The organism is Bradyrhizobium sp. GW821-FHT12B03 (assembly GCF_058807535.1).
Map to the genome: position 1 here is coordinate 67,561 of NZ_JBXAQU010000011.1, position 26,107 is coordinate 93,667.

The 26,107-nt window shown below is 65.5% G+C and carries 27 protein-coding genes; 13 read left to right on the forward strand and 14 right to left on the reverse strand.

Translation table 11 applies throughout. The features are described from left to right. Positions 1–125: 125 nt before the first annotated feature. Positions 126–683: a cytochrome b gene (locus AC1RUR_RS21335; protein WP_492847523.1), complete on the forward strand. Its 558-nt coding sequence runs from the start codon at positions 126–128 to the stop codon at positions 681–683. A 247-nt stretch (positions 684–930) separates the two neighbouring features. Then, positions 931–1,341: an EF-hand domain-containing protein gene (locus AC1RUR_RS21340; protein WP_492847525.1), complete on the forward strand. Its 411-nt coding sequence runs from the start codon at positions 931–933 to the stop codon at positions 1,339–1,341. A gap of 94 nt (positions 1,342–1,435) precedes the next feature. Here the strand turns inward: AC1RUR_RS21340 and AC1RUR_RS21345 are convergent, their stop codons facing one another. After that, positions 1,436–2,209, reverse strand: a complete 774-nt coding sequence (locus AC1RUR_RS21345; RefSeq protein WP_492847527.1) for a gamma-glutamyl-gamma-aminobutyrate hydrolase family protein — start codon at positions 2,207–2,209, stop codon at positions 1,436–1,438. A gap of 255 nt (positions 2,210–2,464) precedes the next feature. On the opposite strand from AC1RUR_RS21345, the gene AC1RUR_RS21350 reads away from it, so the two are divergent. Beyond that, the gene (locus AC1RUR_RS21350; RefSeq protein ID WP_492847528.1) at positions 2,465–3,613 is read left to right on the forward strand and encodes an AI-2E family transporter; all 1,149 of its coding nucleotides are present in this window, start codon (positions 2,465–2,467) and stop codon (positions 3,611–3,613) included. Between the two features lie 6 nt (positions 3,614–3,619). Here AC1RUR_RS21350 and AC1RUR_RS21355 read toward each other — a convergent pair whose 3' ends face one another. The 6 genes from AC1RUR_RS21355 to AC1RUR_RS21380 all read right to left on the reverse strand — a co-directional run bounded on the left by AC1RUR_RS21355 (position 3,620) and on the right by AC1RUR_RS21380 (position 7,297). Further along, positions 3,620–3,916, reverse strand: coding sequence for an antibiotic biosynthesis monooxygenase family protein (locus AC1RUR_RS21355; RefSeq protein WP_492847530.1), 297 nt, complete (start codon positions 3,914–3,916; stop codon positions 3,620–3,622). Between the two features lie 101 nt (positions 3,917–4,017). After that, on the reverse strand, positions 4,018–4,254 hold the full coding sequence (locus tag AC1RUR_RS21360) for a hypothetical protein (protein ID WP_492847532.1): 237 nt from the start codon (positions 4,252–4,254) through the stop codon (positions 4,018–4,020). 59 nt (positions 4,255–4,313) lie between these two features. Then, complete coding sequence (locus AC1RUR_RS21365; RefSeq protein ID WP_492847533.1) at positions 4,314–5,534, reverse strand: GGDEF domain-containing protein; 1,221 nt, start codon at positions 5,532–5,534, stop codon at positions 4,314–4,316. Positions 5,535–5,763: 229 nt separating this feature from the next. Further along, a complete protein-coding gene (gene rpsI / locus AC1RUR_RS21370) occupies positions 5,764–6,243 on the reverse strand; it encodes a 30S ribosomal protein S9 (protein ID WP_007611021.1) in 480 nt (159 codons plus the stop codon). 1 nt (position 6,244) lies between these two features. Next, positions 6,245–6,709 (reverse strand): 50S ribosomal protein L13, encoded by a 465-nt coding sequence (gene rplM, locus AC1RUR_RS21375; protein WP_008137961.1) that lies wholly within the window; start codon positions 6,707–6,709, stop codon positions 6,245–6,247. 159 nt (positions 6,710–6,868) lie between these two features. Then, positions 6,869–7,297: a PaaI family thioesterase gene (locus AC1RUR_RS21380; protein ID WP_492847535.1), complete on the reverse strand. Its 429-nt coding sequence runs from the start codon at positions 7,295–7,297 to the stop codon at positions 6,869–6,871. Between the two features lie 86 nt (positions 7,298–7,383). Between AC1RUR_RS21380 and AC1RUR_RS21385 the strand changes: the two genes are divergently transcribed. The 4 genes from AC1RUR_RS21385 (at position 7,384) to AC1RUR_RS21400 (ending at position 10,692) form a co-directional block, all read left to right on the forward strand. Then, the gene (locus AC1RUR_RS21385) at positions 7,384–8,208 is read left to right on the forward strand and encodes an enoyl-CoA hydratase (RefSeq protein ID WP_492847537.1); all 825 of its coding nucleotides are present in this window, start codon (positions 7,384–7,386) and stop codon (positions 8,206–8,208) included. A gap of 19 nt (positions 8,209–8,227) precedes the next feature. Beyond that, positions 8,228–8,812 (forward strand): CoA-binding protein, encoded by a 585-nt coding sequence (locus AC1RUR_RS21390; protein ID WP_492847539.1) that lies wholly within the window; start codon positions 8,228–8,230, stop codon positions 8,810–8,812. A 138-nt stretch (positions 8,813–8,950) separates the two neighbouring features. Continuing rightward, positions 8,951–10,231 (forward strand): O-acetylhomoserine aminocarboxypropyltransferase, encoded by a 1,281-nt coding sequence (locus AC1RUR_RS21395; protein WP_492847541.1) that lies wholly within the window; start codon positions 8,951–8,953, stop codon positions 10,229–10,231. A gap of 116 nt (positions 10,232–10,347) precedes the next feature. Further along, entirely contained in the window at positions 10,348–10,692 is a 345-nt protein-coding gene (locus tag AC1RUR_RS21400) for a hypothetical protein (protein WP_492847543.1), read from the forward strand. 19 nt (positions 10,693–10,711) lie between these two features. Here AC1RUR_RS21400 and AC1RUR_RS21405 read toward each other — a convergent pair whose 3' ends face one another. Next, complete coding sequence (locus tag AC1RUR_RS21405) at positions 10,712–11,794, reverse strand: COX15/CtaA family protein (RefSeq protein WP_492847545.1); 1,083 nt, start codon at positions 11,792–11,794, stop codon at positions 10,712–10,714. 108 nt (positions 11,795–11,902) lie between these two features. Between AC1RUR_RS21405 and AC1RUR_RS21410 the strand changes: the two genes are divergently transcribed. Next, on the forward strand, positions 11,903–12,121 hold the full coding sequence (locus AC1RUR_RS21410; RefSeq protein ID WP_492847547.1) for a DUF2842 domain-containing protein: 219 nt from the start codon (positions 11,903–11,905) through the stop codon (positions 12,119–12,121). Positions 12,122–12,126: 5 nt separating this feature from the next. On the opposite strand, the gene AC1RUR_RS21415 is transcribed toward AC1RUR_RS21410, so the two are convergent. Further along, a complete protein-coding gene (locus AC1RUR_RS21415) occupies positions 12,127–13,167 on the reverse strand; it encodes a polysaccharide deacetylase family protein (protein ID WP_492847549.1) in 1,041 nt (346 codons plus the stop codon). 130 nt (positions 13,168–13,297) lie between these two features. Between AC1RUR_RS21415 and AC1RUR_RS21420 the strand changes: the two genes are divergently transcribed. Next, positions 13,298–14,479 (forward strand): GNAT family N-acetyltransferase, encoded by a 1,182-nt coding sequence (locus AC1RUR_RS21420; RefSeq protein WP_492847551.1) that lies wholly within the window; start codon positions 13,298–13,300, stop codon positions 14,477–14,479. Between the two features lie 80 nt (positions 14,480–14,559). Here the strand turns inward: AC1RUR_RS21420 and AC1RUR_RS21425 are convergent, their stop codons facing one another. Then, positions 14,560–16,833, reverse strand: coding sequence for a GumC family protein (locus AC1RUR_RS21425; RefSeq protein ID WP_492847553.1), 2,274 nt, complete (start codon positions 16,831–16,833; stop codon positions 14,560–14,562). Positions 16,834–17,033: 200 nt separating this feature from the next. On the opposite strand from AC1RUR_RS21425, the gene AC1RUR_RS21430 reads away from it, so the two are divergent. From AC1RUR_RS21430 to AC1RUR_RS21440, 3 genes are all read left to right on the forward strand, one after another. After that, positions 17,034–18,167: a glycosyltransferase family 4 protein gene (locus tag AC1RUR_RS21430; RefSeq protein ID WP_492847555.1), complete on the forward strand. Its 1,134-nt coding sequence runs from the start codon at positions 17,034–17,036 to the stop codon at positions 18,165–18,167. Between the two features lie 120 nt (positions 18,168–18,287). After that, complete coding sequence (locus tag AC1RUR_RS21435) at positions 18,288–19,838, forward strand: undecaprenyl-phosphate glucose phosphotransferase (RefSeq protein ID WP_492847557.1); 1,551 nt, start codon at positions 18,288–18,290, stop codon at positions 19,836–19,838. Between the two features lie 155 nt (positions 19,839–19,993). Beyond that, positions 19,994–21,247 (forward strand): O-antigen ligase family protein, encoded by a 1,254-nt coding sequence (locus AC1RUR_RS21440; protein WP_492847559.1) that lies wholly within the window; start codon positions 19,994–19,996, stop codon positions 21,245–21,247. On the opposite strand, the gene AC1RUR_RS21445 is transcribed toward AC1RUR_RS21440, so the two are convergent. Next, positions 21,222–21,692 carry a MarR family transcriptional regulator gene (locus AC1RUR_RS21445; protein ID WP_492847865.1) on the reverse strand — a complete coding sequence of 157 codons (471 nt, stop codon included), beginning with the start codon at positions 21,690–21,692 and terminating at the stop codon, positions 21,222–21,224. The two genes, AC1RUR_RS21440 and AC1RUR_RS21445, sit on opposite strands and share 26 nt — an antisense overlap. Before the next feature lie 147 nt (positions 21,693–21,839). Here AC1RUR_RS21445 and AC1RUR_RS21450 point away from each other — a divergent pair, with 147 nt between their 5' ends. Further along, a complete protein-coding gene (locus AC1RUR_RS21450; RefSeq protein ID WP_492847561.1) occupies positions 21,840–23,036 on the forward strand; it encodes an FAD-dependent monooxygenase in 1,197 nt (398 codons plus the stop codon). A gap of 153 nt (positions 23,037–23,189) precedes the next feature. Here AC1RUR_RS21450 and AC1RUR_RS21455 read toward each other — a convergent pair whose 3' ends face one another. From AC1RUR_RS21455 to AC1RUR_RS21465, 3 genes are all read right to left on the reverse strand, one after another. Continuing rightward, positions 23,190–24,368, reverse strand: coding sequence for a saccharopine dehydrogenase family protein (locus tag AC1RUR_RS21455; RefSeq protein WP_492847563.1), 1,179 nt, complete (start codon positions 24,366–24,368; stop codon positions 23,190–23,192). A gap of 9 nt (positions 24,369–24,377) precedes the next feature. Further along, positions 24,378–25,160, reverse strand: coding sequence for a DUF169 domain-containing protein (locus AC1RUR_RS21460; RefSeq protein WP_492847565.1), 783 nt, complete (start codon positions 25,158–25,160; stop codon positions 24,378–24,380). 61 nt (positions 25,161–25,221) lie between these two features. Beyond that, on the reverse strand, positions 25,222–26,016 hold the full coding sequence (locus AC1RUR_RS21465; RefSeq protein ID WP_492847867.1) for a YdcF family protein: 795 nt from the start codon (positions 26,014–26,016) through the stop codon (positions 25,222–25,224). Positions 26,017–26,107: the final 91 nt, after the last annotated feature.

The window sequence follows — 26,107 nt, forward strand, 5'->3', positions numbered from 1 at the left end:
TGCCGCCTCGCGCGAGATACAGGTCGCGCCATGAGGAGGATCAAGGAGGCGGCGCGACTTTTCTGGTGCAATGATCCTTGAAGCGATGGCCCGCGCCACCGGATCGAAGATGAAGGGAGGCGAAATTGACGAATTCCCCCGACCGATACGGTATTGTTCCCCAATTCCTCCACTGGGCGACGGTCGTTCTGGTGATCGTTGCGTGGACGCTCGGCTTATTTGGCGATGACTTGCCCAAGGGTGGCGCTCGCGAGACGGGCCTGCTTGTTCATATTTCCGCCGGCCTGTTGATCCTGGCGGCGCTGATCATGCGGCTGACATGGAGGGCGGCCGTTCCGCCGCCCCCTCCCGAGCCAAACGAATTCCGCAGATGGCTTGGCGCCTTCGCCGACCCATCCGCCCGTCTTTTTCATTATACGCTCTACGCCTTGCTCGTTGTCGTTCCGGTCGCCGGGATCGTGACGCAGTTTGCGCGTGGCGAGGCGCTGCCGCTGCTCGGCATCTACGAAATATCATCGCCGTGGATACGGGATAGAGCCTTCGCGCATTCGGTCAAGGAGATCCACGAAATTGCAGCCCACGCGCTTGTATTCGTCGCGTTCTTTCATGCTGGCGCAGCGCTGATCCATCATATCGTTTTTCGCGACAATACGCTGAACCGCATGCTGCCTCGCGGCAAATGATGGCGTACCACAGGAGCGCAAGCATCCTCGGCGCGTGATGCAACGATCGAGGCGCTCCGCTGTGGCGGCGGAATAACGTGCTATTTCCGGACCATTGTAGCGCGGCATGAACCGTGGGTGCTGGTTCGCGACCGGCACATCCAGGACATCGAGCGGCGTTTCCTGCCTACCATATTGACTTGGCTCAAGCCGAACCCGGTCCGGGTCGGCATCATGGTCATCTCGGATCAACGTCGGAGGAACAGCCATGCGACGTCCAACCATTGCTGCAGCGCTGTTGCTTGCTGCCCTGACCTATCCCGCGTTCGCTCAGACGGCATCTGATCACGAGGGCCATCATCCAGGATCGGAGCAAGCGCCGGCGCCCGCGCAAACGACGCCCCCCGCAAGCCCGTCCGGAGAACGACAAGGCATGATGAGTGGTGGGGGCATGATGGGCCCCGCTATGAAGGGGCGCGGCATGATGGGGGCGGACGCGATGGGGCCTCCGATCATGTTCCGCATGGTGTTTGCGCTGATGGACTCCGACGGCGACGGAGCCATCTCGTCGGCGGAGTTTCAGGCAGCCCACGAGCGAATTTTCAAGGCAATGGACAGCAACAAGGATGGCAAACTCACGCCGGAAGAGATGCAGGCGTTCATACAAGCTAGAAAATAGGTCTTACTGTCCGCCGAACGAGCTATCCCCCAGAGGACCTCCGAGCAGCGTGGGTCCGGATCTGCGCTTCGCTTCTCCGGGACACGAACGTGATCTACGCCGCCGCCTTCTGCCTTGCGACCAGCGCTTCGCCAAAGGCCTCGAACAGCTTGCGGTTGATTGGATTGTGCTGCGGATCGTATTCGGCGTGCCATTGCACGCCGAGCGCGAAGGTCGGGGCTTCCGCGATGCGGATCGCCTCGATGGTGCCGTCCTCGGCAATGCCTTCGATCAGCACGCGCTTGCCGGGATCGAGAATGCCCTGGCCGTGCAGCGAATTGACCCGGATCCTCTCGCAGCCGAGCAGCGTCGCGAACGCGCCTCCCGGCGTCAGATCGACGTCGTGACGGTCGGCGAACACCACGGTCGGATCGGGATGGATCTCGCCGTTCTCGAGCCTTGGCATGCGGTGGTTCATCCGGCCCGGAATTTCGCGGATCTCGGGATGCAGCGAGCCGCCGAAGGCGACGTTCATCTCCTGGAGGCCGCGGCAGATGCCGAACAGCGGGATGCCGCGGGCAACGCAGGCCACCGAAAGCGCCAGCGCCACCTCGTCGCGATGGATGTCGTAGGGCTCATGCTTTTCGCAGGGGTCCACGTTGAAACGGGTCGGGTGCACGTTGGCGCGGGCGCCCGTGAGGACGATGCCGTCGACGGCATCGAGCAGCGCGCCAATATCGGTGATGTCAGGCGAGCCCGCGAACATTACCGGCAAGCCGCCGGAGACCTCGGCCACGGCGCGCAGATTGCGCTCGCCGACCATCTGGACCTGAAATCGATTTTCGACGCGATGGGCATTCCCGATCACGCCGACGACCGGCTTTCTCATCTGTCGTTCCGACCTCCCCGCAAGAAGATTCTCCAAACATGCCCTTGGGGTGGAACAAATTCAACAGAAGGGATCGCGGGACGGCAATGCTATTTTCGCGGAAATGCCCGCCCGAGGAGCGGCCCGGCTCCTTGCGCTCCGCCGGAGTCGGCCTTTGAGGCCGGGGACGCGTCAAGTCGGCGCCCGAACCCGGCTTGATCCCCGTGCCCGTTTCGCGAAAGAGTGCCCGGCCCGCCGCTTCGAAAAGGACCCGATGTGACCATTCCCAGAGATGAACGGCCCCGGACCCGCAGCGACCTGGCCCGAGATCAGGCCTGGGCCATCTCGGTCGGCGGCAGCGGCGTGGTGCTGTTCACGGCGCTGCTGGCCTTCGCCTGGTATTTTGCCGCCACCCTGCTCCTGATCTTCACCGGCATGCTGCTCGGGGTCGGCCTCAACGCGTTGACCAATGCGCTCGGCCGCCGCGTGCACCTGCCCCATTCGGCTCGGCTCGCGATCGTCTGCATCGCGCTCGCGCTCATGCTCGCGGGCGTCGCCTATCTCGGCGGCGCCACCATCGCCGAGCAGGCCTCGCTGCTCAGCAAGACCATCAGGTCGCAGATCACCAACGTCCGGTCCTTCCTCGAGAGCCACGGCATCGACACCAGCGTGTTCGATCTCGGCAATGCCCCGCCGGCCGCCTCAACCGACGCTGGCCCGACGCCTGCCGCGAGCCCGGGCACGCACGGCGGACTGCCGGGCGGCGCGGGAGCGCTCGCCTCGAGTGGCGGGGCGATCGTGAGCCAGACCTTCAAGCTGCTGTTCGGCGCCATCAGCGCCGTCGGCAACATCTTCATCGTGCTGTTTCTCGGGATGGCCTTCGCCGCCCAGCCGGCCGTCTATCACGACGGCCTGCTGTTTCTCGCGCCGGCCAGGCATCGCACCCGCGTCACCCTCATCATCGACGGCATCAGCGAGACGCTGGAACGCTGGCTGGTCGCGCAGATCATCGTCATGATTGCGGTCGGCATCGTGACCTGGATCGGGCTTGCCATCATCGGCATCCCCAGCTCGTTCATCCTGGGCATCCAGGCCGGCCTGCTCGCCTTCATCCCGACCGTCGGCGCCATCATCGCCGGCGTCGTCGTGGTGCTGGCAAGTCTCGCTTCGGGCTGGATCGCGGCGCTATCCGCACTGATCCTGTTTCTCGGCGTGCATGCGATGGAGAGCTATGTGCTGACGCCGCTGCTCCAGCGACAGGCGCTCGATATCCCGCCGGCCACGCTGTTCGCGTTCCAGATCCTGCTCGGCGTCGTGTTCGGAATCTGGGGCCTGGCGTTGGCGCTGCCACTGGTCGCCATCGCCAAGGTCATGATCGACCATTTCAAGACGTATGAGGTGCCGCCCCTCGCCGAGGCGGCGTAGTTCAGCTCAGGTCGCCAGCACCGTCTCGGTGTGCTCGACCTCCGGGGGCGAAGCAAAATACTGGCCGACGAGGCCGCGCCATTCGGTGAAGTTCTCGGAGCCGCGGAAATCGACGGTGTGGTTCTCCAGCGTCGCCCACTTCACCATCAGGCGATAGCGCTGCGGCTTCTCGATCGACTTGTGCAGCTCGAAGCCGTGAAAGCCCTTGGAGCGACCGAAGGCGGCCTTGGCCTTGGCGACCGCGGCCTCGAAATCCTTCTCGCTGCCCGGCTTGACGTCGATTTGCGCGATCTCGGTGATCATCGGTTTCCACCCTTCTTGTTTGATGGGCGTGTCTACCGCACCCCGTCGAAAAGAAAAAGGCGCCGAAACGGCGCCCTGGCTGGCCGGAAACTGCAGGTCTCTCAGGCGAGCAGCAGAACGGTGCCTGCCACAATCAGGGCGCACCCGACGAACAGCGCGAGCGGCCAATAGCTGCGGCTCTGAGTGTAGCGTCCCTGGGCGCGGCGCTCGGTGATCAGCGCCGTCTCGTATTCCTCGGCGGTCGAGAACAGACAGGCGAAGCCGCCGCGCGCCGAGGCGGCGTGGGCTTCGAGCGACATCAGGGCGGCCTGCGGGGTCTGTCGACGGATCGATTCCATGCCCGGAATGGTAGGGACCGAATGGTAAACAGGGGATTACCGCAAGACCGCCCTTGGCCTCAGGCCGTGGCCGGCTGGGGCCGCGGCGCACTGACCCGCGCGGCGCTCTGGCGGCGCCAGTTCTCCAGGGACAGCGGCAGCTCCTCCGCGGCTTCGACGCGGTTACGGCCGCCGCGCTTGGCCTGGTAGAGCGCCGTGTCGGCCGAGGCCAGCAGCACCTCGAGCTCGGTGCCGGCCGGACCGCCGGCCACACCTATGCTGACGGTGGTGTCGACCGGGCCTTCATCGACCACGACGCCGGAGGTCTCGAAGGCTTCGCGCACGCGCTCGGCAACCAGCACGCCCTCTTCCAGCGCGCACGGCAGCAGCGCCGCGAATTCCTCGCCGCCGATCCGGCCCGAAAGGTCGGTCATGCGCAGATTGCTGACGACGACGGTCGAGAACAGTTTCAGCATCTCGTCGCCGGCGGGATGGCCGAAGCGGTCGTTGATCGACTTGAAGTGGTCGATGTCGAAGATCATCACGGTGACGGGACGCCCCGCCTTGGCCTCGCGCTCGATCACGCGGCTGCAGGCTTCCGAGAAACCGCGGCGGTTGAGCATCCCGGTCAAGGGATCGGTCGACGCGGCGGTCCGGTGCGCGGTGACGGTGCGCTCCGACACCAGCATGAAGATCACGAACACGGTGCCGACGGCGTAGAGCACGAGCTCGACCGCGAACACGGTGACCCAGATGCTCGAGGAGAAGCCGGCATCGTGCGGGCGCAGGAAGCTGCCGAGCAGGATCGGCAGCATCAAGACGCAGCCGTGCATCACCGGGACCACGACGGCCGGCCAGTGCCGCTGCTGGCTCTTGCGCCGCTCGGTCCAGAGCTCGCTGGCGGTCAGTGCCGCATAGACCGAGACGATGCCGGCGCCGACGATCATGCGCAGCATGGACGCCGCGGGATCGAGCAGCGTCACGGCGGCGACCCAGGCCAGCGCACCGAGCACGAGGCCGGGCCAGTTCGGCTTGCGGCCGTGGAAGACGCGCGCCGCATTCCACACCATGCCGCAGGCGACGAAGCCGACCGCGTTCAGCGCCAGGTAGAGATGCGGCCCGAGCTTGTCGCCGGTCGCAGTCCACAGCGCGACGGAGGCCGCACCGAGCAGATAGGCGGTGCCCCACCACTTCAACGCGGGGCTGTTCTCCTGCCTGCCGAAAAACACCATCATGGCGCCGAGCAGTGCGGCAACCATGGTGGCGACCAAATAGAGCGTGATGCTATCGAGCGACGTCATGTCGGCCCCCTCTTAAACATAGCAGTTACGCGACCGGCCCAGCCGATTTGCGCGCCCTTCCAAAGGCGACGCTATGTCCCGCGGGTTCCATTCAGGTTTTCGCGGACGCCCAAGTTTTCCTGAAACACGCCATCAATTTGCATACAAACGAACAACAAAAAGGGCGCTGAAATCAGCGCCCTTTTGCATCTCATTGAAGCCGCTTTCGCGGCGAATGTGACCGAAGCGATTAACGCTTCGAGAACTGGAAGGACCGGCGGGCCTTGGCCTTGCCGTACTTCTTGCGCTCGACAACGCGGGAGTCGCGGGTGAGGAAGCCGCCCTTCTTGAGCACGGTGCGCAGCTCCGGCTCGAAATAGGTGAGCGCCTTGGAGATGCCGTGACGGACGGCGCCGGCCTGGCCGGACAGACCGCCGCCGGCGACGGTGCAGATCACGTCGTACTGGCCGGACCGCGCGGCCACGGAGAACGGCTGCTCGATCATCATGCGCAGCACGGGACGGGCGAAATAGACCTCGACCTCGCGCGAGTTGACCGTGACCTTGCCGGCACCCGGCTTGATCCAGACGCGGGCGACCGCGTCCTTGCGCTTGCCGGTGGCATAGGCGCGGTTGAACTTGTCGACCTTCTTCTCGTGCTTGGGCGCGTCGGGCGCGGCCGCCGTCTTGAGCTGCGAGAGCTGGTCGAGCGACTGAATGGATTCGGCCATGTTATGCGGCCCTCGTGTTCTTGCGGTTCAACTTGGCGATGTCGATCTTCTCGGGCGTCTGGGCCTCGTGCGGATGATCGGCGCCGCCATAGACGCGGAGGTTGCCCATCTGGACGCGACCGAGCGGACCACGCGGGATCATGCGCTCGACGGCCTTCTCGAGCACGCGCTCGGGATGCTTGCCCTCGAGGATCTGGCGCGCGGTGCGCTCCTTGACGTGGCCGACATAGCCGGTGTGCTTGTAATAGGTCTTCTGTTCGCGCTTGCGACCGGTGAGGACCGCATGCTGCGCGTTGATGATGATGACGTTGTCGCCGCAATCAACGTGCGGGGTGTAGGTCGGGAGGTGCTTGCCGCGCAGGCGCATGGCGACGATGGTGGCGAGGCGGCCGACGACCAGACCCTTGGCGTCGATCAGCACCCACTTCTTCGTCACCTCAGCCGGCTTTGCCGAAAAGGTTTTCATATCGGAGCTTCCGTGGACGGGGAGATATCGGCGCGAACACCGCACCGGACTGCGCGGTTTTCTAGAGAAGAGACGCGCAACGGTCAATGCCCGAAGACGGAAATTAATCCCATAAAATCAATGGCTTAAAAATATGGTGCTATATTACCTGCCAAAAGATCAAACATTTGGAATGGAATAGGTCGAGGTGACGTGGGCGATCGGGTCGGGCGAGGTGCCCGACAGCAGGTTCACTTCCCCGACCGCCAGCCGTTTGCCGAGCTTGAGGAGCCGCGCCTCGGCCAGAACGTCCTGGCCAGGCTGGCCCTTGCGCAGGAAGTTGATGTTGAGATTGGTGGTGACCGCGAGCCCGATCGGCCCGATCGCGGACAGAAGCACCACGTACATCGCGAAATCGGCCAGCGCCATCAGCGTCGGGCCGGATACGGTTCCGCCCGGCCGCAGCATCCTTTCGCTGTAGCGCTGGCGCAGCAGGCAGGTCTGGCCGTCCGTGCTCTCGATCGTGATGTCGTCGCCACTGAAGGCCTGGGGAAACTCGTCGCGGAGAAATTGCTCGACCTCCGCCACGCTCATTTTCGCTAACGCCATGTCGTTCCCCACTCTCGCTTCACTGGCCCTGTTACATTAAGTTATCTGCGTCATCCAATTGCAATGATCCAGCGGAAATAGCGTCAATGTCCGTCCAGGCCGCCCGCGCCCCCTCCCCACAACCGCCGATCCTGCTGCGCGAGACCGTCGGCAGCATCGCAATCCTGACGCTGAACCGGCCGGCCGCGCGCAACAGCCTGTCGGAGGCGATGATCGCGCGCCTGCATGCCGAGCTCAATGATATCAGCAGCGACAAGACCGTCCGCGGCGTCGTGATCGCCGCCAACGGCCCCGCCTTCTCCGCCGGCCACGACATGAAGGAGCTGACCGCGCACCGCGCCGACCCCGATCGCGGCCGCGCCTTCTTTGCCGAGATGATGAACGCCTGTAGCGCGATGATGCAGGCGATCGTGCATCTGCCGAAGCCCGTGGTCACCGCCGTCCAGGGCATCGCCACGGCAGCCGGCTGCCAGCTCGTGGCGAGCTGCGATCTCGCCATCGCCTCCGAAGCTGCGAGCTTCGCCACGCCGGGCGTCGACATCGGCCTGTTCTGCTCGACGCCGATGGTGGCGCTGTCACGCAACGTGCCGCGCAAGCAGGCGATGGAGATGCTGCTCACGGGCGAACCTGTCACGGCCGACCGCGCCCGCGAGATCGGGCTCATCAATCGCGTCGTTGCAGCGGGGACCGAGCGCGGCGCCGCCATCGCGCTGGCCGAACAGGTCGCGCTGAAATCCGCCTACACCGTCAAGCTCGGCAAGGAGGCGTTCTATCGCCAGGCCGAGATGAGCCTTGCGGACGCCTATCGCTATGCGGCAGAGGTGATGACCGAGAACATGATGGCGCGCGACGCCGAGGAAGGCATCGGTGCCTTCATCGAGAAACGCGCGCCGACCTGGCGGGATGAGTGACAACAAGAAAAGATAAGTGATGAACCACGACGCCTATCCCGACAATTACATCCGCGCCATCCTCAACAGCGTGAAGTCGATCGCGATGGTCGGCGCCTCGCCGGTCAACGTGCGTCCCAGCTATTTCGCATTCAAATATCTGGCGCAGCGCGGCTATGACATGATCCCGGTCAATCCCGGCCATGTCGGCAAGGAGCTGCTCGGAAAGCCCTTCGTCGCCTCGCTGTCCGACATCGGCCGCCCCATCGACATGATCGACATCTTCCGCAACTCCAGCCACATCATGCCCGTGGTCGAGGAAGCGCTGACGCTCGATCCGCTGCCGAAGGTGATCTGGATGCAGCTCGGGGCGCGTGACGACGTTGCGGCCGCGAAGGCGGAAGCTGCCGGTATCAAGGTCGTGATGAACCGCTGCCCCAAGATCGAATATGGCCGCCTGTCGTCCGAGATCTCCTGGATGGGCGTCAATTCGCGCACGCTCAGTTCCAAGCGTCCGCCGGCGCCGACGCAAGGCATGCGGCTATCCCTCAATCGGATGAGTGTCGGCGGTGGCGACACCGCGGCATCCGATCGCGCCGCCAAGAACAAGAGCGAGCAAAGCTGACGCAATTGCGAAGGATTCGTTTCGCGAACGCGACAATACGCAGCACGATCGTTCCGATGTGAAGCCGCGCCTTGACGGCAGCCACGGCGCCGATCAGCATGCCGCGCGATTTCAGACCACAAGAACAGGACGCCCTCAATGAGCGATCGCCTTCCGGGATTTTCAACCCTCGCCGTGCATGCCGGTGCACAGCCCGATCCGACGACCGGTGCGCGCGCGACTCCGATTTATCAAACGACCTCTTTCGTCTTCAACGACGCCGACCACGCCGCCTCGCTGTTCGGCTTGCAGGCGTTCGGCAACATCTACACCCGCATCGGCAATCCCACCAACGCGGTGCTGGAAGAGCGCGTCGCCGCGCTCGAAGGCGGCACGGCCGCGCTTGCGGTGGCCTCCGGCCACGCCGCACAGGTCGTGGTGTTGCAGCAATTGCTCCAGCCCGGCGACGAGTTCATTGCCGCGCGAAAACTCTATGGCGGCTCGATCAACCAGTTCACGCATGCGTTCAAGAGCTTCGGCTGGAACGTGGTGTGGGCGGATTCCGACGACATCGCCAGCTTCGAGCGCGCCATCACCCCACGCACCAAGGCGATCTTCATCGAGTCCATCGCCAATCCCGCCGGCAGCATCACCGACATCGAGGCGGTCTCGACGGTGGCGCGCAAGGCGGGCGTGCCGCTGATCGTCGATAACACGCTGGCCTCGCCCTACCTGATCCGCCCGATCGACCACGGCGCCGACATCGTCGTGCACTCGCTGACGAAGTTCCTGGGCGGCCACGGCAACTCGCTCGGCGGCATCATCGTCGATGCCGGCACCTTCGACTGGTCGACCGGCGGCAAATATCCGATGCTGTCGGAGCCGCGGCCGGAATATCACGGCATCAAGCTTCAGGAGACCTTTGGCAATTTCGCCTTCGCGATCGCCTGCCGCGTGCTGGGCTTGCGCGACCTCGGGCCGGCGCTGTCGCCGTTCAACGCCTTCATGATCCTCACCGGCATCGAGACGCTGCCGCTGCGCATGCAGAAGCACTGCGACAACGCCAAGGCGGTCGCCGAATTCCTGGCCGGCCATCCGGCGGTGGCCTCGGTGAGCTATGCGGGCCTGCCCAGCGACAAATACAACCAGCTCGCGCGCAAATATGCGCCGAAGGGCGCGGGCGCCGTGTTCACCTTCAGCCTGAAGGGCGGCTATGACGCCGGCGTCAGCCTGGTGTCGAAACTGCAGCTGTTCTCGCATCTGGCCAATGTCGGCGACACCCGCTCGCTGGTGATTCATCCGGCCTCGACCACGCACAGCCAGCTCGACGACGCCGCCAAGATCAAGTCCGGCGCCGGCCCCGACGTGGTCCGGCTCTCGATCGGCATCGAGGACAAGGAAGATCTGATCGCGGACCTGGAGCAGGCGCTGAGCGCGTGATTGTTGTCGGCCGGGGCGGTGCGCAAAGCCGCCCCGGAACCGGCCTCAGTTAACAGTCATTAACCATATCTGCCGCATACATCGTGTTTGGATCGCCCCTTGATTCGGAGCCGACGATGCTGCGCTGGATGGTGCCTGCCCTTGCGGCGATGCTGACGCTCTCGAGTGCGCTCGCCGCCGATCTTCCGGCGACGCCGAAGCGGCGGGGCGCCGCGCCGGCACAGGAGCCGCCCAAGGTCTATGTCGAGACCGATCCGGATGCGCTGATCTCGCCGGCCTATGGCATCGGCAGCTACATCCGCAATCTGCCGGGCACGCCGCTGCTCCCGGGCGCGCACACGCTGCCGGGCTATTACGGCCGCCCCTGGGACTACGACTATCAAGGCTCGTATTACGGCGGCAAGCAGGTCGACTATTTCTGGCGCCTGCCCTACTCGTGCGGCATCTACGGCTATTGCTGATCCGCCGGGCCGATGGTGATCAGCCGGGCTGACTGGCCGGAACCACGCGCGGCCGCACTTGCGCAGTCTGCCGCAAAGACAGCCGCTCCACCTGCATCACCGCAAGCGTCAGCACCACGATCGCAACCGCCTGATGCGACAGCGCGAGGTCAATCGGCACCTGATTGAGCAGCGTGAGGATGCCGAGCACAACTTGCAGGCTCACCGCCGCGAACAGCCAGAGCGCGCCGCTCGCAGCCAGCCCCGCGCGCGAACGCACCGCGTCGAACGCGTGCAGCGCCGCCAGCACGAACAGCGCATAGGCCGTCATGCGGTGCTCGAACTGCACCGTCAGCACGTTGTCGAACATGTTGCGCCACCACGGCGTCTCGAACCACAGCCGCTCGCCTGAGGGAATGAACGCGCCGTCGATCTGCGGCCAGGTGTTGTAGGCGCGACCGGCGCGCAGGCCCGCGACCAGCGCACCGAAATAGATCTGCACGAAGGTCACGACGAGCAGCAGCGCACTGACGAACCGCAGCCGCGCAGGTGCCGCAATCTGCGGCCGCTCTTTGAGCCGCCGCACCGTCCAGACGATGCCGGCGAAGATCAGCAGCGCCAGCACCAGATGCGTCGCCAGCCGATATTGCGACACCTCGACACGTTCCGTCAGGCCCGAGGCCACCATCCACCAGCCGACCGCGCCCTGCAGCCCGCCGAGCGCGAACAGCAGCCACAGCCTGCGCTTCAATTCACCGGACAGGCCGCCGCGCCACAGGAAGAACAGGAACGGCAGGAGATAGGCGACGCCAATGAAACGGCCGAGCAGGCGGTGGCTCCACTCCCACCAGAAGATCTCCTTGAACTCGGACAGGCTCATGCCCGCATTGAGCTCGCGATATTGCGGGATCTTCTTGTAGGCCTCGAACGCCTCGGTCCACTGCGCCTCCGAGAGCGGCGGCAGGCTGCCCGTCACCGGCTTCCATTCGACGATCGAGAGACCGGATTCCGTGAGCCGCGTCGCGCCGCCGACCAGCACCATCAGCGCGATCAGCGCGGCCACGGAGATCAGCCACCAGCGCACGGCGCGATACGGCTCGGACGGGGCGGAAATCGGCGTCATCAGGGGCGAAACCAGGACCTGGACCAAAGAGGCTTGAACCGGACTGCGTGCCCCTTATAGTCCCCCGCTTCCGCAGCGCAAGTTACGCGAAAGCCGCAGTATTCCCTCATGACGATCCGCACCCGCAAGTTCCTCGGCGCCGTCCTGCTCCTGGTGCTTTGCACCGTCTGGGCCCTGCTCGGCATGGCGGCGGCGCAGATGCCGTGGATCGCCGAGTCCGGCTGGCGACAGGCGATCTACTACGTGGTGGTCGGCATGGGCTGGGTGCTGCCGGCGATGCCGATCGTCAGCTGGATGCAGCGGCCGGATCGCGCCAAGTCGGCGTAACGCGGCTACGCAGCGCTGCCCGTCGGTTTCACCGGCGCAAAGGCGATACCCGACACCAGCACGCGCAGCATGCGCAGCGAGCGCACGCGGCCGTCCCAGGAAATCCGCGGCAGCGCGCGCAGATTGGTGCGCCCTTCCGCGTCCACGATACCCGATATCGTCGACACCGCGCTGGCAAAGCCGGCCTCCTCCGCCATCACGACGTGGCTGCGGCGGAAGGACGAGCGATCGCCGAACGGAAAGGCCAGATGCCTGATCTCGCGGTGGAAGGCCGCTTCCGCCACCACCTTGCCCATCGTCATCTCGCGCAGCGCAGCCGTGTCCTTCATGTTGGCGAGAACCGGATAGTTCACGGTCGCACTGCCGACCGTGACGAGCGGATCGGCCGCAAGCTTCGCCAGGTCCTCCCAATCCATCGACGCCTCGCGCGAGAGCGCGGCGAGATCGATCCGGTAGCGCGTGCAGAGATCGGCGATCGCAGCCGACAGATCCGCCGGCGGCAGCGAGCGCAGCCAGCTCTCGAGATGCGAGAACAGCGCCTGCTTCTCGGCATTGCCTGCGACGGTGAAGCGCTGCTCCTTCTCGCCCATCATCAGGCTGATGCGGCTCTCGCGCGCGATCACCTGCTCGAGCCCGAGCCACCAGGCTTCGCCGACGCCGTCGGGAAACGCAGTGGGCACATAGATCGTGAACGGCACGGCGTGGCGCGCCAGCACCGGATAAGCGAACGTGATGAGATCCTTGTTGGCGCCGTCGAAGGTGAGCGCCGCGAAGCGCCGCTTCTCCGGCAGCGTTACGGCGCGACGGCAGACCTCGTCCATGCCGAGAAAATCATAACCCCACCGCTTCAGCGCCCGAACGGCACGGTCGAGGAATTGCGGCGTGATCTCGTTCTCGCGCAGCGGCTGAAAGCCGCCGCGCCGCCGTGGCCGCACGTGCTGAAAACGCAGGATGGCGCCGGCCCCGCGACTGCGCAGCGCAGCCTGGCCGGTGAACCAGGTCAGCTCAAGGTGCAGCCGTTCCAGCCATCTGTCGTCGGATGCCAATATCCCACCTTCGCGCTCGCCGGCGGCCCGTTCCCTCGTCCATTGTCATTACCCTTTGTTGACATTTCTTTGCAAAGGTCGGCCACAGGCCGAAATACCTATATTTTTGATTTCTCGACAGGTTTCGCGAATGACCATGGCTGCGGCGATGCAAAGCCGGACGGCAGAAGCGCCAGCGCGGTCGAAAGCGAGCCGTATCGTGCATGTCGATATCGTCACCGATCTCGATGAGGCCGAGCCGGTCTGGCGCGCCTTCGAGGAGAGCGGCCACCTCTTCACGCCCTACCAGCGCTTCGACCTGCTCAGCCCCTGGCAACGGCTGGTCGGCGGCTGCGAAGGCGCGCGCCCCTTCATCGTGATCGCCCGCGACGCCGATCGCCAGCCGCTCGTGCTGCTGCCGCTCTCGCTGCGCCAAAGCCACGGGGTCCGCACCGCCTGCTTCATGGGCGGCAAGCACACGACCTTCAACATGGGGCTGTGGGACGCCGAGTTCGCCGCCGAGGCCGTCGCCGCCGATCTCGACGCCCTGCTCGTGCTGCTGCGCGAGCATGTCGACGTGCTCTCGCTGACGCAGCAGCCCAAGCGCTGGCACGATCAGCAGAATCCGTTCGCGGCTTTCCCGCGGCAGAGCACGGTCAACGGCTGCCCGCTGCTGGTGATGGAGCCGGGCGGCCCGCCCGCGTCGCGGATCAGCAACTCGTTCCGCCGCCGGTTGAAGAGCAAGGAAAAGAAGCTGCAGGCGCTCGCAGGCTATCGCTATCACCTTGCCACCACCGACGCCGACGTCACCCGCCTGCTCGACTGGTTCTTCCGCGTCAAGCCGGTGCGGATGGCCGAACAGAAACTGCCCAACGTCTTCGCCGACCCCGGCGTCGCGCAGTTCATCCGCAGCGCCTGCCTGTCGCCGCGCGGCGAGGGCCGTGTCATCGACATTCACGCGCTCGAATGCGACGAGGAGGTGATCGCCATCTTCGCCGGCGTCGCCGACGGCCAGCGCTTCTCGATGATGTTCAACACCTACACGATGTCCGAGCACGCCCGCTACAGCCCGGGCCTGATCCTGATGCGCTACATCATCGACCGCTACGCCGAGCGCGGCTACCGCTCGCTCGACCTCGGCATCGGCTCGGACGACTACAAGCGGATGTTCTGCAAGGACGACGAGGACATTTTCGACAGCTTCGTCCCGCTGACCTCGCGCGGCAGGCTTGCAGCGATGGCAATGTCCTCGCTCAGCCACGGCAAGCGCCTGGTGAAGCAGAACCAGATGCTGTTCGACCTGGCGCAGCGGCTGCGGCGAGCGTTCGGGTAAACGGTCGCCCCCTTCTCCGAAGATCGAACTACTCGCGGAGCTGTCCCTTACCCTCCCCTGGAGGGGGAGGGTAAGAGAGATCACGCCGCGACCACGCGCGGGGCTTCCATCGCATCCGACGGCTGCACCGGCTTGCTCAGCATCGTCACCTCGCCGAAGCCGACGGCCTTGAGTTGCTCGCACATCAGCGTGCGCGCATCCGGCTCCATCGACACATCGGGCACCACGACGGCGCGGGCATTGGCGGTCAGCAACTCCGCCGGCAGGTCGGAGGCGCTGCCGGCGTCGAGCAGCACGTGGTCGTAGGCCCGCAGCAGCGCGTCGATCGCGAGCGTCACGCGCGGCGATTGCAGCAGGCTGCGATCGAAGCCGGGACGGCCGGCCATGACCAGATGCAGCCGCGACAGCTTGTCCCTCGTGATCACCTGTGCGAACGAGGCTTCGCCCTGCATCAGTTCGGCAAGGCCCGGCGCCGAGGCATCGACGGACACCGCGGCGATCGTCGGCGAGGACGCGGCGAGATCGACCACGACGACACGCGCATCGCGCGCCAGATGGCGGGCCAGCGTCAGCGCCGACAGCGTGACGGCTTCACCCGAGGCGGTGCCGAGCACCGTGATCTTCTTCGCTGCCGCGCCCGCGGCGCGCAGGCTGCCGGCCAGATGCCCGATCTCGGCGAATTCGCTGACACCGTCTTCGGCCATCATCTCCGGCTGCAGCGGCGCCGGCTCTTCCATGACCGGCTCGACGAACGGTTCGACGAAGGCTTCCCGGCGAACCGCCGCCTGCGTTTGCGTCTCCGCCGGTGCAAAGACGGCGGCGGCGCGCGGTGCGGTCTGACGCAGCAGCTCGCCGGTGACGACGACGCCGGACGAGAGCAGCAGCGTCGCGATGGTCGCGATCAGCACGATCGGCAGCTTCTTCGGATAGGCCGGCGTGTTCGAGACGACGGCGCGCGAGATGATGCGGCCCTCCGCCGGCGCCGTGTCGATGGTCTCGCGGGTGCTGGCCTCGCGGTACTTGCCGAGATACGTTTCCAGCAGGTCGCGCTGCGCCTTGGCCTCGCGCTCGAGCGCGCGGAGCTGGACGTCCTGTCCGTTGGTCGAGGTCGCCTGCTTCTTGAGCTGCTCAAGGCTCGTCGTCAAACCGTCGACCCGGCCACCGGCGATGCGCGCATCGCTTTCGAGCGAGCGGGAGATCTTGGCCGCCTCGTCGCGAATCTGGTTGTCGAGGTCGCCGAGCTGCGCCTTCAGCTCCTTGATCCGCGGGTGATTGCCGAGCAACGTGGACGACTGTTCGGCGAGCTGCGCCCGCAGCGTCACCCGCTGCTCGGACAGTCGGCGCATCAGCTCGGAGTTCACCACTTCGGACGCCTCGATCGGCTTGCCGCTCTGGAGCATCTCCTTGATCAGCCGCGCCTTGGATTCCGCATCCGCCCGCATCGAGCGCGCATTGTTGAGCTGGGTGTTGACCTCACCCATCTGCTGGTTCGACAGCGTCGTGTTGTTGGTGCCGACGAAGAGCGACGATTTGGAGCGGAAGTCCTCGACCTTGGCTTCGGCGTCGGACACCTTCTTGCGCAGATTCTCGATCTCGCCCGCGAGCCATTGGCTGGCATTGCGCGCCTGGTCCTGGCGCGCATTCTGCTGGAGCACGAGATAGCCGTCGGCGATCGAATTGGCGACGCGCACCGCGAGGTCGGGATCGGCCGACTGGAATTCGATCACGATCACGCGGGACTTGTCGACGGCATAGGCCTGGAGGCGATCGTAATAGGCATCCAGCACCCGCTCTTCCGGCGTCATCGAGAACGGATCGCGGCCGATGCCGATCAGCGCCGCCAGCGATTTCAGCGGCGAAATGCCCTGCAGCACCGGATCGAATTCTGGGCGCTCGGCGAGCTTGTTCTTCTTGATGATCTCGCGCGCAAGATCGCGCGACAGCACGAGCTGGACCTGGCTGGTGACCGCCTCGGGGTCGAGCGCCTGCCGCTCCTCGGTGCTGCGGTCGCTACTCGGACGCAGGAACACGTTCTCGCGACCGTCGATCAGGATGCGCGATTCGGACTTGTAGCGCGGCGTCACGAGATTGACGGCGGCGACGGAGGCGACGAGCGCAAGCACCGTCGGCACGATGATCCAGCCGCGCTTGCGCGCAAGCGCGCCACCGAGCGCGTGAAGATCGATGTCGCCGGATTCGCCGGACGCCTGCCTGGTGACGACGGGCGCAGGCCTTGCTTCAACCTTGGGCTGGGCTTCGGCTTTGGCCTCGACCTTGGCTTCGGCTTTGGACTTCGAAACAGCCCGCTCGACCACAGCCTTGTCCTTGCCGGCACGCCAGAACGCTAAACGCATCGAACACTCCCGCAGGGCAACGCCGCCAGGCTACCTCAACCGGGGCGATTACACTCCATTAAGGTTGCCGCTGGGTTAATCACCCGATCCTGCGATCGGCCCGCACGCACTCGTCACCGTTTGTTAACCACGAGGCCTCTTAATCCGTCTCGATATTTCGAAAATTGTTCGGCATTCGCCGTCGAGCGCTGGTTCAGATCATGCCCCCCTCTCCCGACCGGCCGCTTCGCATCCTGCACGCCGTGCGTGCTCCCGTGGGCGGCATCTTCCGCCACATCCTCGACGTCGCCAACGGCCAGGTCGATCGCGGCCATCATGTCGGGATCCTCGCCGACAGCCTCACCGGCGGCGAGCGCGCCGACAAGGCGCTGACCGAGCTCGCGCCGCGGCTGAAGCTCGGCGTGCACCGTATGGCGATCCGCCGCGAACCGTCGCCCGACGATGTCCTGGTGTGGCTTCGGATGCGGCGCCTGATCGCGGAGCTCAAGCCCGACGTCATGCACGGCCATGGCGCCAAGGCCGGCGCTTTCGTCCGTCTGCGCCGTCGCTCCGACGACACCATCCGCATCTACACCCCGCATGGCGGCTCGCTGCACTATCCGCTCCACACCTTGAAGGGCGAGTTCTACGCGCGGCTCGAACGTTCGCTGATGGACGCGACGGACCTGTTCCTGTTCGAGAGCGCGTTTGCCCGCGACACCTATCAGCGCATCGTCGGCACCCCCAAGGGCGTGGTGCACTGTGTCTTCAATGGCGTGACCCCGGAGGAATTCGAGCCTGTCGTCACCACCGAGGATGCCACCGACCTCTGCTATGTCGGCGAATTCAGGCACATCAAGGGCGCGGATCTGCTGGTCGATGCCGTGGCGCGCCTGCACGAAGGCGGCAGGAAGGTCACCCTCACGCTCGGCGGCGACGGCGAGGAAACCGCGGCGCTGAAGGCGCAGGTCGAAAGACTAGGCCTCTCCGGCGCGATCCGCTTCATCGGCCACGTCAAGGCCCGTTACGGCTTTTCCAAGGGGCGGCTGCTGGTCGTGCCTTCGCGCGGCGATTCCATGCCCTATGTGGTGATCGAGGCGGGCGCGGCCGGCATTCCCATGATTGCCGCGTGCGTCGGCGGCATTCCGGAGATCTTCGGCACGGAGAACCCGGCCCTGTTCACGGCAAGCAATTCCGAAGCGATGGCGGAAGCGATCGCGGCCGCACTCGACGATCCCCAGACGACAGCGCAACGCGCATCCGCACTTCGCGAGCGCATCTCCGCACATTTCTCCCAGCAGGCGATGGTTGACGGCGTGATCGCGGGCTATCGCGACGCATTTGCCAATCATTAACCATCCTCAGGGCCGCTTTAGAGAATCTTCCGATTTGTCCGTTAATCCAGGTGCCAGGGGATGATCATCCGGGGGTGCAAGCTCGCGCCCCGCGGGTTTTTCGAATGGACGTGGACACCCGTGGAACCGCTCAACGCACGCTCGATGTTCGATGCCGCGACCAGTGCTGCTGCGGCCAAGCCGGCTGACCAGCCCTTTGTGGAACGCCGCCGCCGGCTCACGCCCGCCGCGCTCGACGTCGTCAACCAGAAGGTCGCCCGCGCCTATTCGCCGATCGTGATCACCGGCTTCGTCCGCTTGGCCGACTTCGCGCTGCTGAGCCTCGTCGGCATTGCGGTCTATGTCGGCCATGTCATGCCGCTTGCCGGCTTCAGCTGGGCTTATCCGGCGGAGATCCTCGCCGTCGCGGTTGCCGCGGTGGTCTGCTTCCAGGCCGCCGACATCTACCAGGTGCAATTGTTTCGCGGACAGCTCCGGCAGATGACGCGGATGATCTCGTCCTGGTCGTTCGTTTTCCTGCTGTTCATCGGCATCTCCTTCTTCGCCAAGTTCGGCAGCGAGATGTCGCGGCTGTGGCTTGCCGCCTTCTACTTCCTGGGGCTCGCCGCGCTCATCGCCGAACGCCTGGTGCTGCGCTCGCTTGTGCGTGCCTGGGGGCGCGAGGGCCGGCTCGACCGCCGCACCATCATCGTCGGCTCCGACAGCAACGGCGAGCAGCTGGTGGAAGCATTGAAGGCGCAGGAAGATTCCGACATCCACGTGCTCGGCGTGTTCGACGATCGCAACGACAGCCGCGCGCTCGATACCTGCGCCGGCGCGCTCAAGCTCGGCAAGGTCGACGACATCGTCGAATTCGCCCGCCGCACCCGCGTCGATCTCGTGCTGTTCGCGCTGCCGATTTCGGCGGAGACGCGCATCCTGGAGATGCTGAAGAAACTCTGGGTGCTGCCGGTCGACATCCGCCTCTCCGCCCACACCAACAAGCTGCGCTTCCGTCCGCGCTCCTATTCCTATCTCGGCGAGGTGCCGACGCTCGACGTGTTCGAAGCGCCGATCACCGACTGGGATCTCGTGATGAAATGGCTGTTCGACCGCATCGTCGGCGGCCTGGCACTGCTCGCAGCCCTGCCGGTGATGGGGCTGGTGGCGCTGGCTGTGAAGCTCGACAGCCCCGGCCCGGTGCTGTTCCGCCAGAAACGCTTCGGCTTCAACAACGAGCGCATCGACGTCTACAAATTCCGCTCGATGTACCATCACCAGGCCGACCCGACGGCGTCGAAGGTCGTGACCAAGAACGACCCACGCGTCACCCGCATCGGACGCTTCATCCGCAAGACCAGCCTCGACGAGCTGCCGCAGCTCTTCAACGTGGTCTTCTCCGGCAACCTCTCCTTGGTCGGCCCGCGCCCGCATGCGGTGCAGGGCAAGCTCCAGAGCCGGCGGTTCGACGAGGCCGTCGACGGCTATTTCGCCCGCCACCGCGTCAAGCCCGGCATCACCGGCTGGGCCCAGATCAACGGCTGGCGCGGCGAGATCGACAACGAAGAGAAGATCCAGAAGCGCGTCGAGTTCGACCTCTACTACATCGAGAACTGGTCGGTGCTGTTCGACCTCGTCATTCTCCTGAAGACGCCGGTCTCGCTGCTGACCAAGAACGAGAACGCGTATTGAGTTGATTTTCTCCGTCATGCCCCGGCTTGACCGGGGCATCCAGTACTCCGCAGCGCCAGCCGTTTTCTGCAACGGACGCCGCGGAATACTGGATCCCCCGGTCAAGCCGGGCGATGACGGCTGTTTTTGTGGCGTACCAGTAGCGTGAGCGTGTGATGGCGTATGCGGCGACAGCCGGGGAGATGAATGCAGCGGTTCGCGCTGCGCCCGGCGTGCTGGCCCTCCAGCGCGCGCTGGTGTGGCTGGTCGGCGCTTCCGGCGCCATCGTCTTCATCGAGCCCAGCCCCTACGAGATCGCGACGCTGCTCGCCACCGTCACCTTCTTCGCCACCGGCCTGCGCCTGCGACTCGCGCTGATGCCGCTGCTGCTGCTGCTGGTCCTGCTCAATGTCGGCTACACCATCAGCGCGATCCCGCTGTTCGATCAGCCCGAGGTGGTGAGCTGGATCGCGACCTCCTGGTACATGGCGGTAACCGTGGTGTTCTTCGCCATGATCACGTCGGAGGACACCGCCGCCCGGCTCGACATGCTGCGCCGCGGTCTGGTGGTTGGTGCGATGATTGCCTCGCTGTCGGCCGTCGCCGGCTACTTCCACCTGGTTCCCGGCGGAGACGACCTCCTCACGCTCTACGGACGCGCGCGCGGCACCTTCAAGGACCCGAACGTGCTCGGCGCCTTCCTGATCCTGCCGGCGCTGTTCGCGCTCCAGAGCGTGGTCTCGGACAAGCTGGCCAAGGCCTTCCGCAACGTCATCGCCTTCGGCATCATGTCGCTGGCCATCCTGCTCGCCTTCTCCCGCGCCGCCTGGGGCGGGCTGGTGCTGACCTCCGCCTTCATGCTGGCGCTGATGGTGCTGACCAGCCGCACCAACGCCCAGCGCTCGCGCATCGTCGTCATGGCGATCGTCGCCGCGGTGCTGGGCGTTGCGCTGATCGCGGTGCTGCTGTCATTCGATTCCACCGCCGAGATGTTCAAGCAGCGCGCCAGCTTCGACCAGAGCTATGACGAAGGCCGCTTCGGCCGGTTCGGCCGGCACATTCTCGGTGCGGAGATGGCGCTCGACCTGCCGTTCGGCATCGGCCCCCTGCAGTTCCACCGCTTCTTCCCCGAGGACACCCACAACTCCTATCTCAACGCCTTCATGTCCGGCGGCTGGCTCTCCGGCGTCTGCTATCCCGCGCTGGTCTTCACCACCGTCATCATGGGCTTCCGGCACATCTTCGTCCGTGTGCCCTGGCAGCGCGCATATCTCGCCGTCTTCTCCGCCTTCGTCGGCACCGTCGGCGAAAGCTTCGTGATCGACACCGACCACTGGCGGCACTTCTGGATGATGCTCGGCGCGATGTGGGGCATGTTCGCGGCCGCGCAGATCTATGGGAAGACTACTGACGACGCTTCTTCAGCTTGAGATCGGGACGCTTTTCCGGCGGCGTGTCGAGCAGGCTCTTCAGCGCTTCGGTGGCTGCGAGCACGCCCTTGTAGCCCTCGGTCGCGAAGCGCAGCAGCAGGCGCAGCTCCTCGTCGGAATAGGCACCAAACACCTTCTCCATCGCCTGCTGCATCGGCACGTAGAGCTGGCCGATCTTCATCGCCTTCTCGGGCACCACCGAAATGAAGACCTTGCGGCGATCCTTCTCATCCCGCTCGCGGCGCACCAGGCCCGCCTTCTCGAGCCGGTCGATCACGCCGGTGATGGCGCCTGTCGTGAGGCCCGTCACCTCGGCGAGCCGGCCCGCGGTAACGCGTCCCTCGAGATAGAGGATGTCCATGCATTCGAGGTCGGAATTGGCAATTCCCGCCACGTTCGCAACGGTTTGGCCATAGAGCACGCCCTGCGCCGACGATCGCCGCATCGCCTCCTCGAGCTCCTGCAATAGCGCCGCGCGCGCCTTCGTCCTTGACAAGGCCAGCCTCATATCTTAGTCGATATATATCTTAGTCACTAAGAGATTTAGCGACCATAATTTCTCCTAGCACCACGGAAACGTCGGGAGCAAGCCATGCCCAACCGTCCCCGCAAGGCCCTGATCATCGGCGCCGGCATCGCCGGGCCCGTCGCCGCGATCCTGCTGCGCCGCGCCGGCATCGAATCCGCGATCTACGAAGCCTGGCCCTATTCGAAGGGCATCGGCGGCGGCCTTCAGATCGCGCCGAACGGCATGCATGTGATGGACGAGATCGGCCTGGCGAACGAGCTGATCGGCCGCGGCTCGGTTGCGGAGGCCTTCGACTTCTATTCGCAGAGCGGTGAGCGGCTCGGCTCGATCAACCGCGACATGGCGCGGCGCTTCGGCCAGCCGGCGGTCAACGTCTGCCGCGCCACGCTGAACGAGATGCTGATCGACAAGGCCTGGTGCGCCTGCGTCTCGCTCTATTTCGAGAAGCGCCTGATCAAGATCGAGGACCGCGGCGACCAGCCGATCATCGCTTATTTCGCCGACGGCACCACCGCCGAAGGCGACTTCCTGATCGGCGCCGACGGGGTGCATTCGATCACGCGACGCCAGGTGGTGCCGGACGGCCCAACGCCTTTCGACACCGGCCTGATCGGCTTCGGCGGCTTCGTGCCGCACGCCGTGCTCGACGGCAGGCCGATCGGCCGGCATGTCGAGACCACGTTCGGCCAGAGCGGCTTCTTCGGCTACGGTTATTGCAGCCCGGATCCGAACGACGGCGTGATGTGGTGGAGCACGCAGCCCGCGCACGGCATGGACGCGGCGATGTTCCGCGCGCTCGATGCGTCGACACTGAAGCAGCATCTGCGCGGCTTCCATCGCGGCTGGCACGATCCGATCCCCGACATCATCGAGGCGGCCGAGAACATCGTGGTCACCGACACGCTCGACGTCGCGACCCTGCCGACCTGGTCGCGCAAGCGCTCGCTGCTGATCGGCGATGCCGCACACGCGACCAGCCCTCACGCCGGCCAGGGCGCCTCGCTGGCGCTGGAGGACGCGATGCGGCTTGCTCGCCTGATGCAGGAGGGGCAGGAGCTCGGCGCCACCTTCCAGGCCTTCGAGACCGAGCGCCGACCGCGCACCGAGAAGATCGTCGCGATGGCCCGCCGCAACGGCAACAGCAAGCGCGAGTTCAGCGCCACCGGCGCGTGGATGCGCAATCAGATGCTGAAATGGCTGTTGCCGCTGGGCTCCAAGAGCATGGAGTTCATGTACGCGTATGATGCGCGGGCGGTGTAGCTTTTTTCTCCCCCTCTCCCCGTTCTTACGGGGAGAGGGCTGGGGTGAGGGGCTGCCTCCACAAAACGGTGAGAGTAGGACTCGCGGAGACTCCCCCTCACCCACCGCGCTTCGCGCGTCGGCCTCTCCCCGCAAGCGGGGCGAAGAAAGCGCCTACTTCTCCACCTTGAACGTCAGCCCGGCATTGTCCTGCAGCCGCTTGATCAGCTTGTGCTGCATCGCCGCCCCCGGAGTCCAGAAGCCGGCGGCGACGTCCGGCGTGTCGCGCAGCAGGCAGATCGCGCATTCCGAGATCATCTTCGAGGTCGAGCCGTAGCCGGGATCGCGGTCGCCGGTGACGCCGGCGCGGACCGTGCGGCCGTCGGGGGCGATCGCGATATAGAGCAGATCGAAGAGACCGTTTTCGCGCTCTTCCTTCGATGGCCCCTCGCCCGGCTTCGGTGCGTCGGGGCCGGTCTTGCCCGCATTGGCAGCCATCACGCGCTTCGCATTGGCCTCGCCCTTCTCGCCGGGGCCGGTCAGGACCATCTCGTCGTAGACGAACTCGCGGCCGTAGGGAAAGCCCATCAGCATGTTGGAGCGATGGACGTTGCGCGTGTTGATCAGCGCCATCATGAACGGCGCGGTCCAGGATTGCAGATCCTCCTCGAACGCCGCCCGGTTGCCCTTCGGCTGCTTCGGGCCGGCGAATCCCGGCGTCAGCGCGAAGTGGTCGTTGAGGATGGCGACGAGGCTGAGATCCTTGGCGACGGCGTCGAAGGTCGCTTTCGCGCTCGCCGCGGTGCCGCCCGACAGCGTGCCGCGCATGTCGCGCACTCGCCCCTTCACGCGCGAGGCCGGCGCGCCGAGCACGCGCCTTGCCTCCTCCTGGACGAAGAACGTACCGAGCTCGAACGGCACGGAATCATAGCCGCATGAGAACACGATGCGCGCGCCGCTCGCCTTGGCCGCTGCCTCGTATTTGTCGATCATCTGGCGCATCCAGACCGGCTCGCCGCAGAGGTCGAAATAATCCGCACCCGCAGCGACGCAGGCCGCGAGCAGCTCTTCGCCATAGAGTTGATACGGCCCGACCGTCGTGATCACCGACCTCGTCTGCGCGACCATCGCCTTCAGCGAGGCGGCATCGGACGCATCGGCCACGATCAGCGGCGTGTCCGCGGGCGCGCCGATCGCGTCGCGCACCGCTTTCAGCTTGTCGAGGCTGCGGCCCGCCATCGCCCATCTCAGCGCCTTGTCGTCCCCGTATTGCGCCGCCAGATATTCGGCGACGAGCTGGCCGGTGAAACCGGTCGCGCCGTAGACGACGATGTCGAATTTCGCAGAACTCATGACAGGCCTTTACTTTTTCGCGTAACTCACGCCCATGCCGGCACGGACGTCGCTTTGAATGCCATAGGGCGGAATCGGATAGCGCAGGCCGTTCTTCGCCAGCGCCTTCATGCCCAGGGTCGCCTTGGCGAGATGCTCGGGCTTCAGGGCCATCAGCATCTCCTCGTCCGGCACGCCGCCATAGCGCCGTTCGGCATAGCATGGCAAGGACAGGCTGGGCTCCCCGGTCTTGAGCGCCCGCCCCCAGGAATCCGCGCAAGCGGTCTCCCCGACCACGCCCCATTCGAACTTCTTGTAGCCGGTATATTGCAGGCCGTTGATCAGGATGATCATCTGCCCGGGCGTCGCGTAGACGAGGCAGATGTCGGGCGGATCGAGCCGGCCGCTGGCGAGCGGGCTGACCGCGAGCGCCTGATAGTGCCCGAACGGCACGACGTCCAGCGCCTCCTGGCGCTTGCGCGCGTCCTCCGCCGTGCCGTGCCAGACCCCGACATAGCTTTCGCCGGCGAGCCATTTGTCGTCCTGGGGACTGAGGCCGATCACTGCGCGGCACTGCGCGCCGACCAGGTCGTCGGCGGTGATGCCGACGGTCCAGCCCAGACGCGCCGCCATGCTGACGATCTGGTCGGTGGTGTGGACCGCGTTCGGCCGCCGGATCTTCGGGATCGCTTCCATCTCCGCGGCGCGTGCGAACAGCTTCATGCCGATCACCGTCGTCTTGAGCCGCAACAGGCTGTTGAGATCGGCGACGAGGCCGGCAAGATCGATCTTCTCTGCGCTCTGCTGCTGCATGGCGTCCTCCGGGCCGACGAACGTGCGCCGGTGCTGTGTTCTTGGTTTTGCGCCTCTCGTTCTAGTCCTTGCCCGGTCCCGGAAGCAACTCGCTGGTTCGGCCCGCGAGCCGGTAGGCGACCAGACCGATCCATTCCCGGATCGCAAGATCGGTGCGGAACAGCCCGCTCGACGCCATCGTGTCGATCCCGAGGATTTCGCCGACGCGCCAGTCGACCGGATAGGGCTCGACGGCAAACCCGGCCTTGCGGAAGATGCCGTAGGAGCGCGGCATGTGATAGCCGGACGTCACCAGCAGCCAGCGTTCGCCGGGCTTCGGCGTGACCAGAGCTTTGGTGAACTCGGCGTTCTCGAACGTATTGCGCGAATCGCGCTCGATGATCAGGCGTTCCTTCGGAACGCCGAGATTTTGCAGGAGCGTCGCGGCATAGTCGGCCTCCCGTGCGTCACCGGAGACCAGATTGGCGCTACCGCCGGTGAAGACGATGCGCGCATTCGGATAGCGCCGCGCAAGCTCGACGGCGGCGAAGATGCGGTCGGCGGCGTTGTGCACCACCGGCACGCCCCGGAACGCCGACATATCCGGATTGATCGGTCCACCCAGCACGATGATGCCGTCGGGTGCGCCGCGCGAGGCGTCCCACGGCGCAAAGCGCGATTCCAGCGGATACATCAGAAAATTGCTGAGCGGCGTGAAGCCGCACAGCACCAGCAGCACGATCGAGGCCGTGACCAGCTTGCGGCCGAACCTTGCGAAACGCGTTGCGAGCAGGAGAACGCCGACGACGCCGAGTTCGATCATGAAATTCGTCGGCAGAAGCGCGATGCCGATCGTCTTGGAGAGAGTAAAGAACAGGGGGAGGCCTCGTGGTGCGGCAGACCGCCGGCGGGCTGGCCCCGCCGATCCATCCGCCTTCGACAGACGTTTCGGGGAGATAGATTGCCGG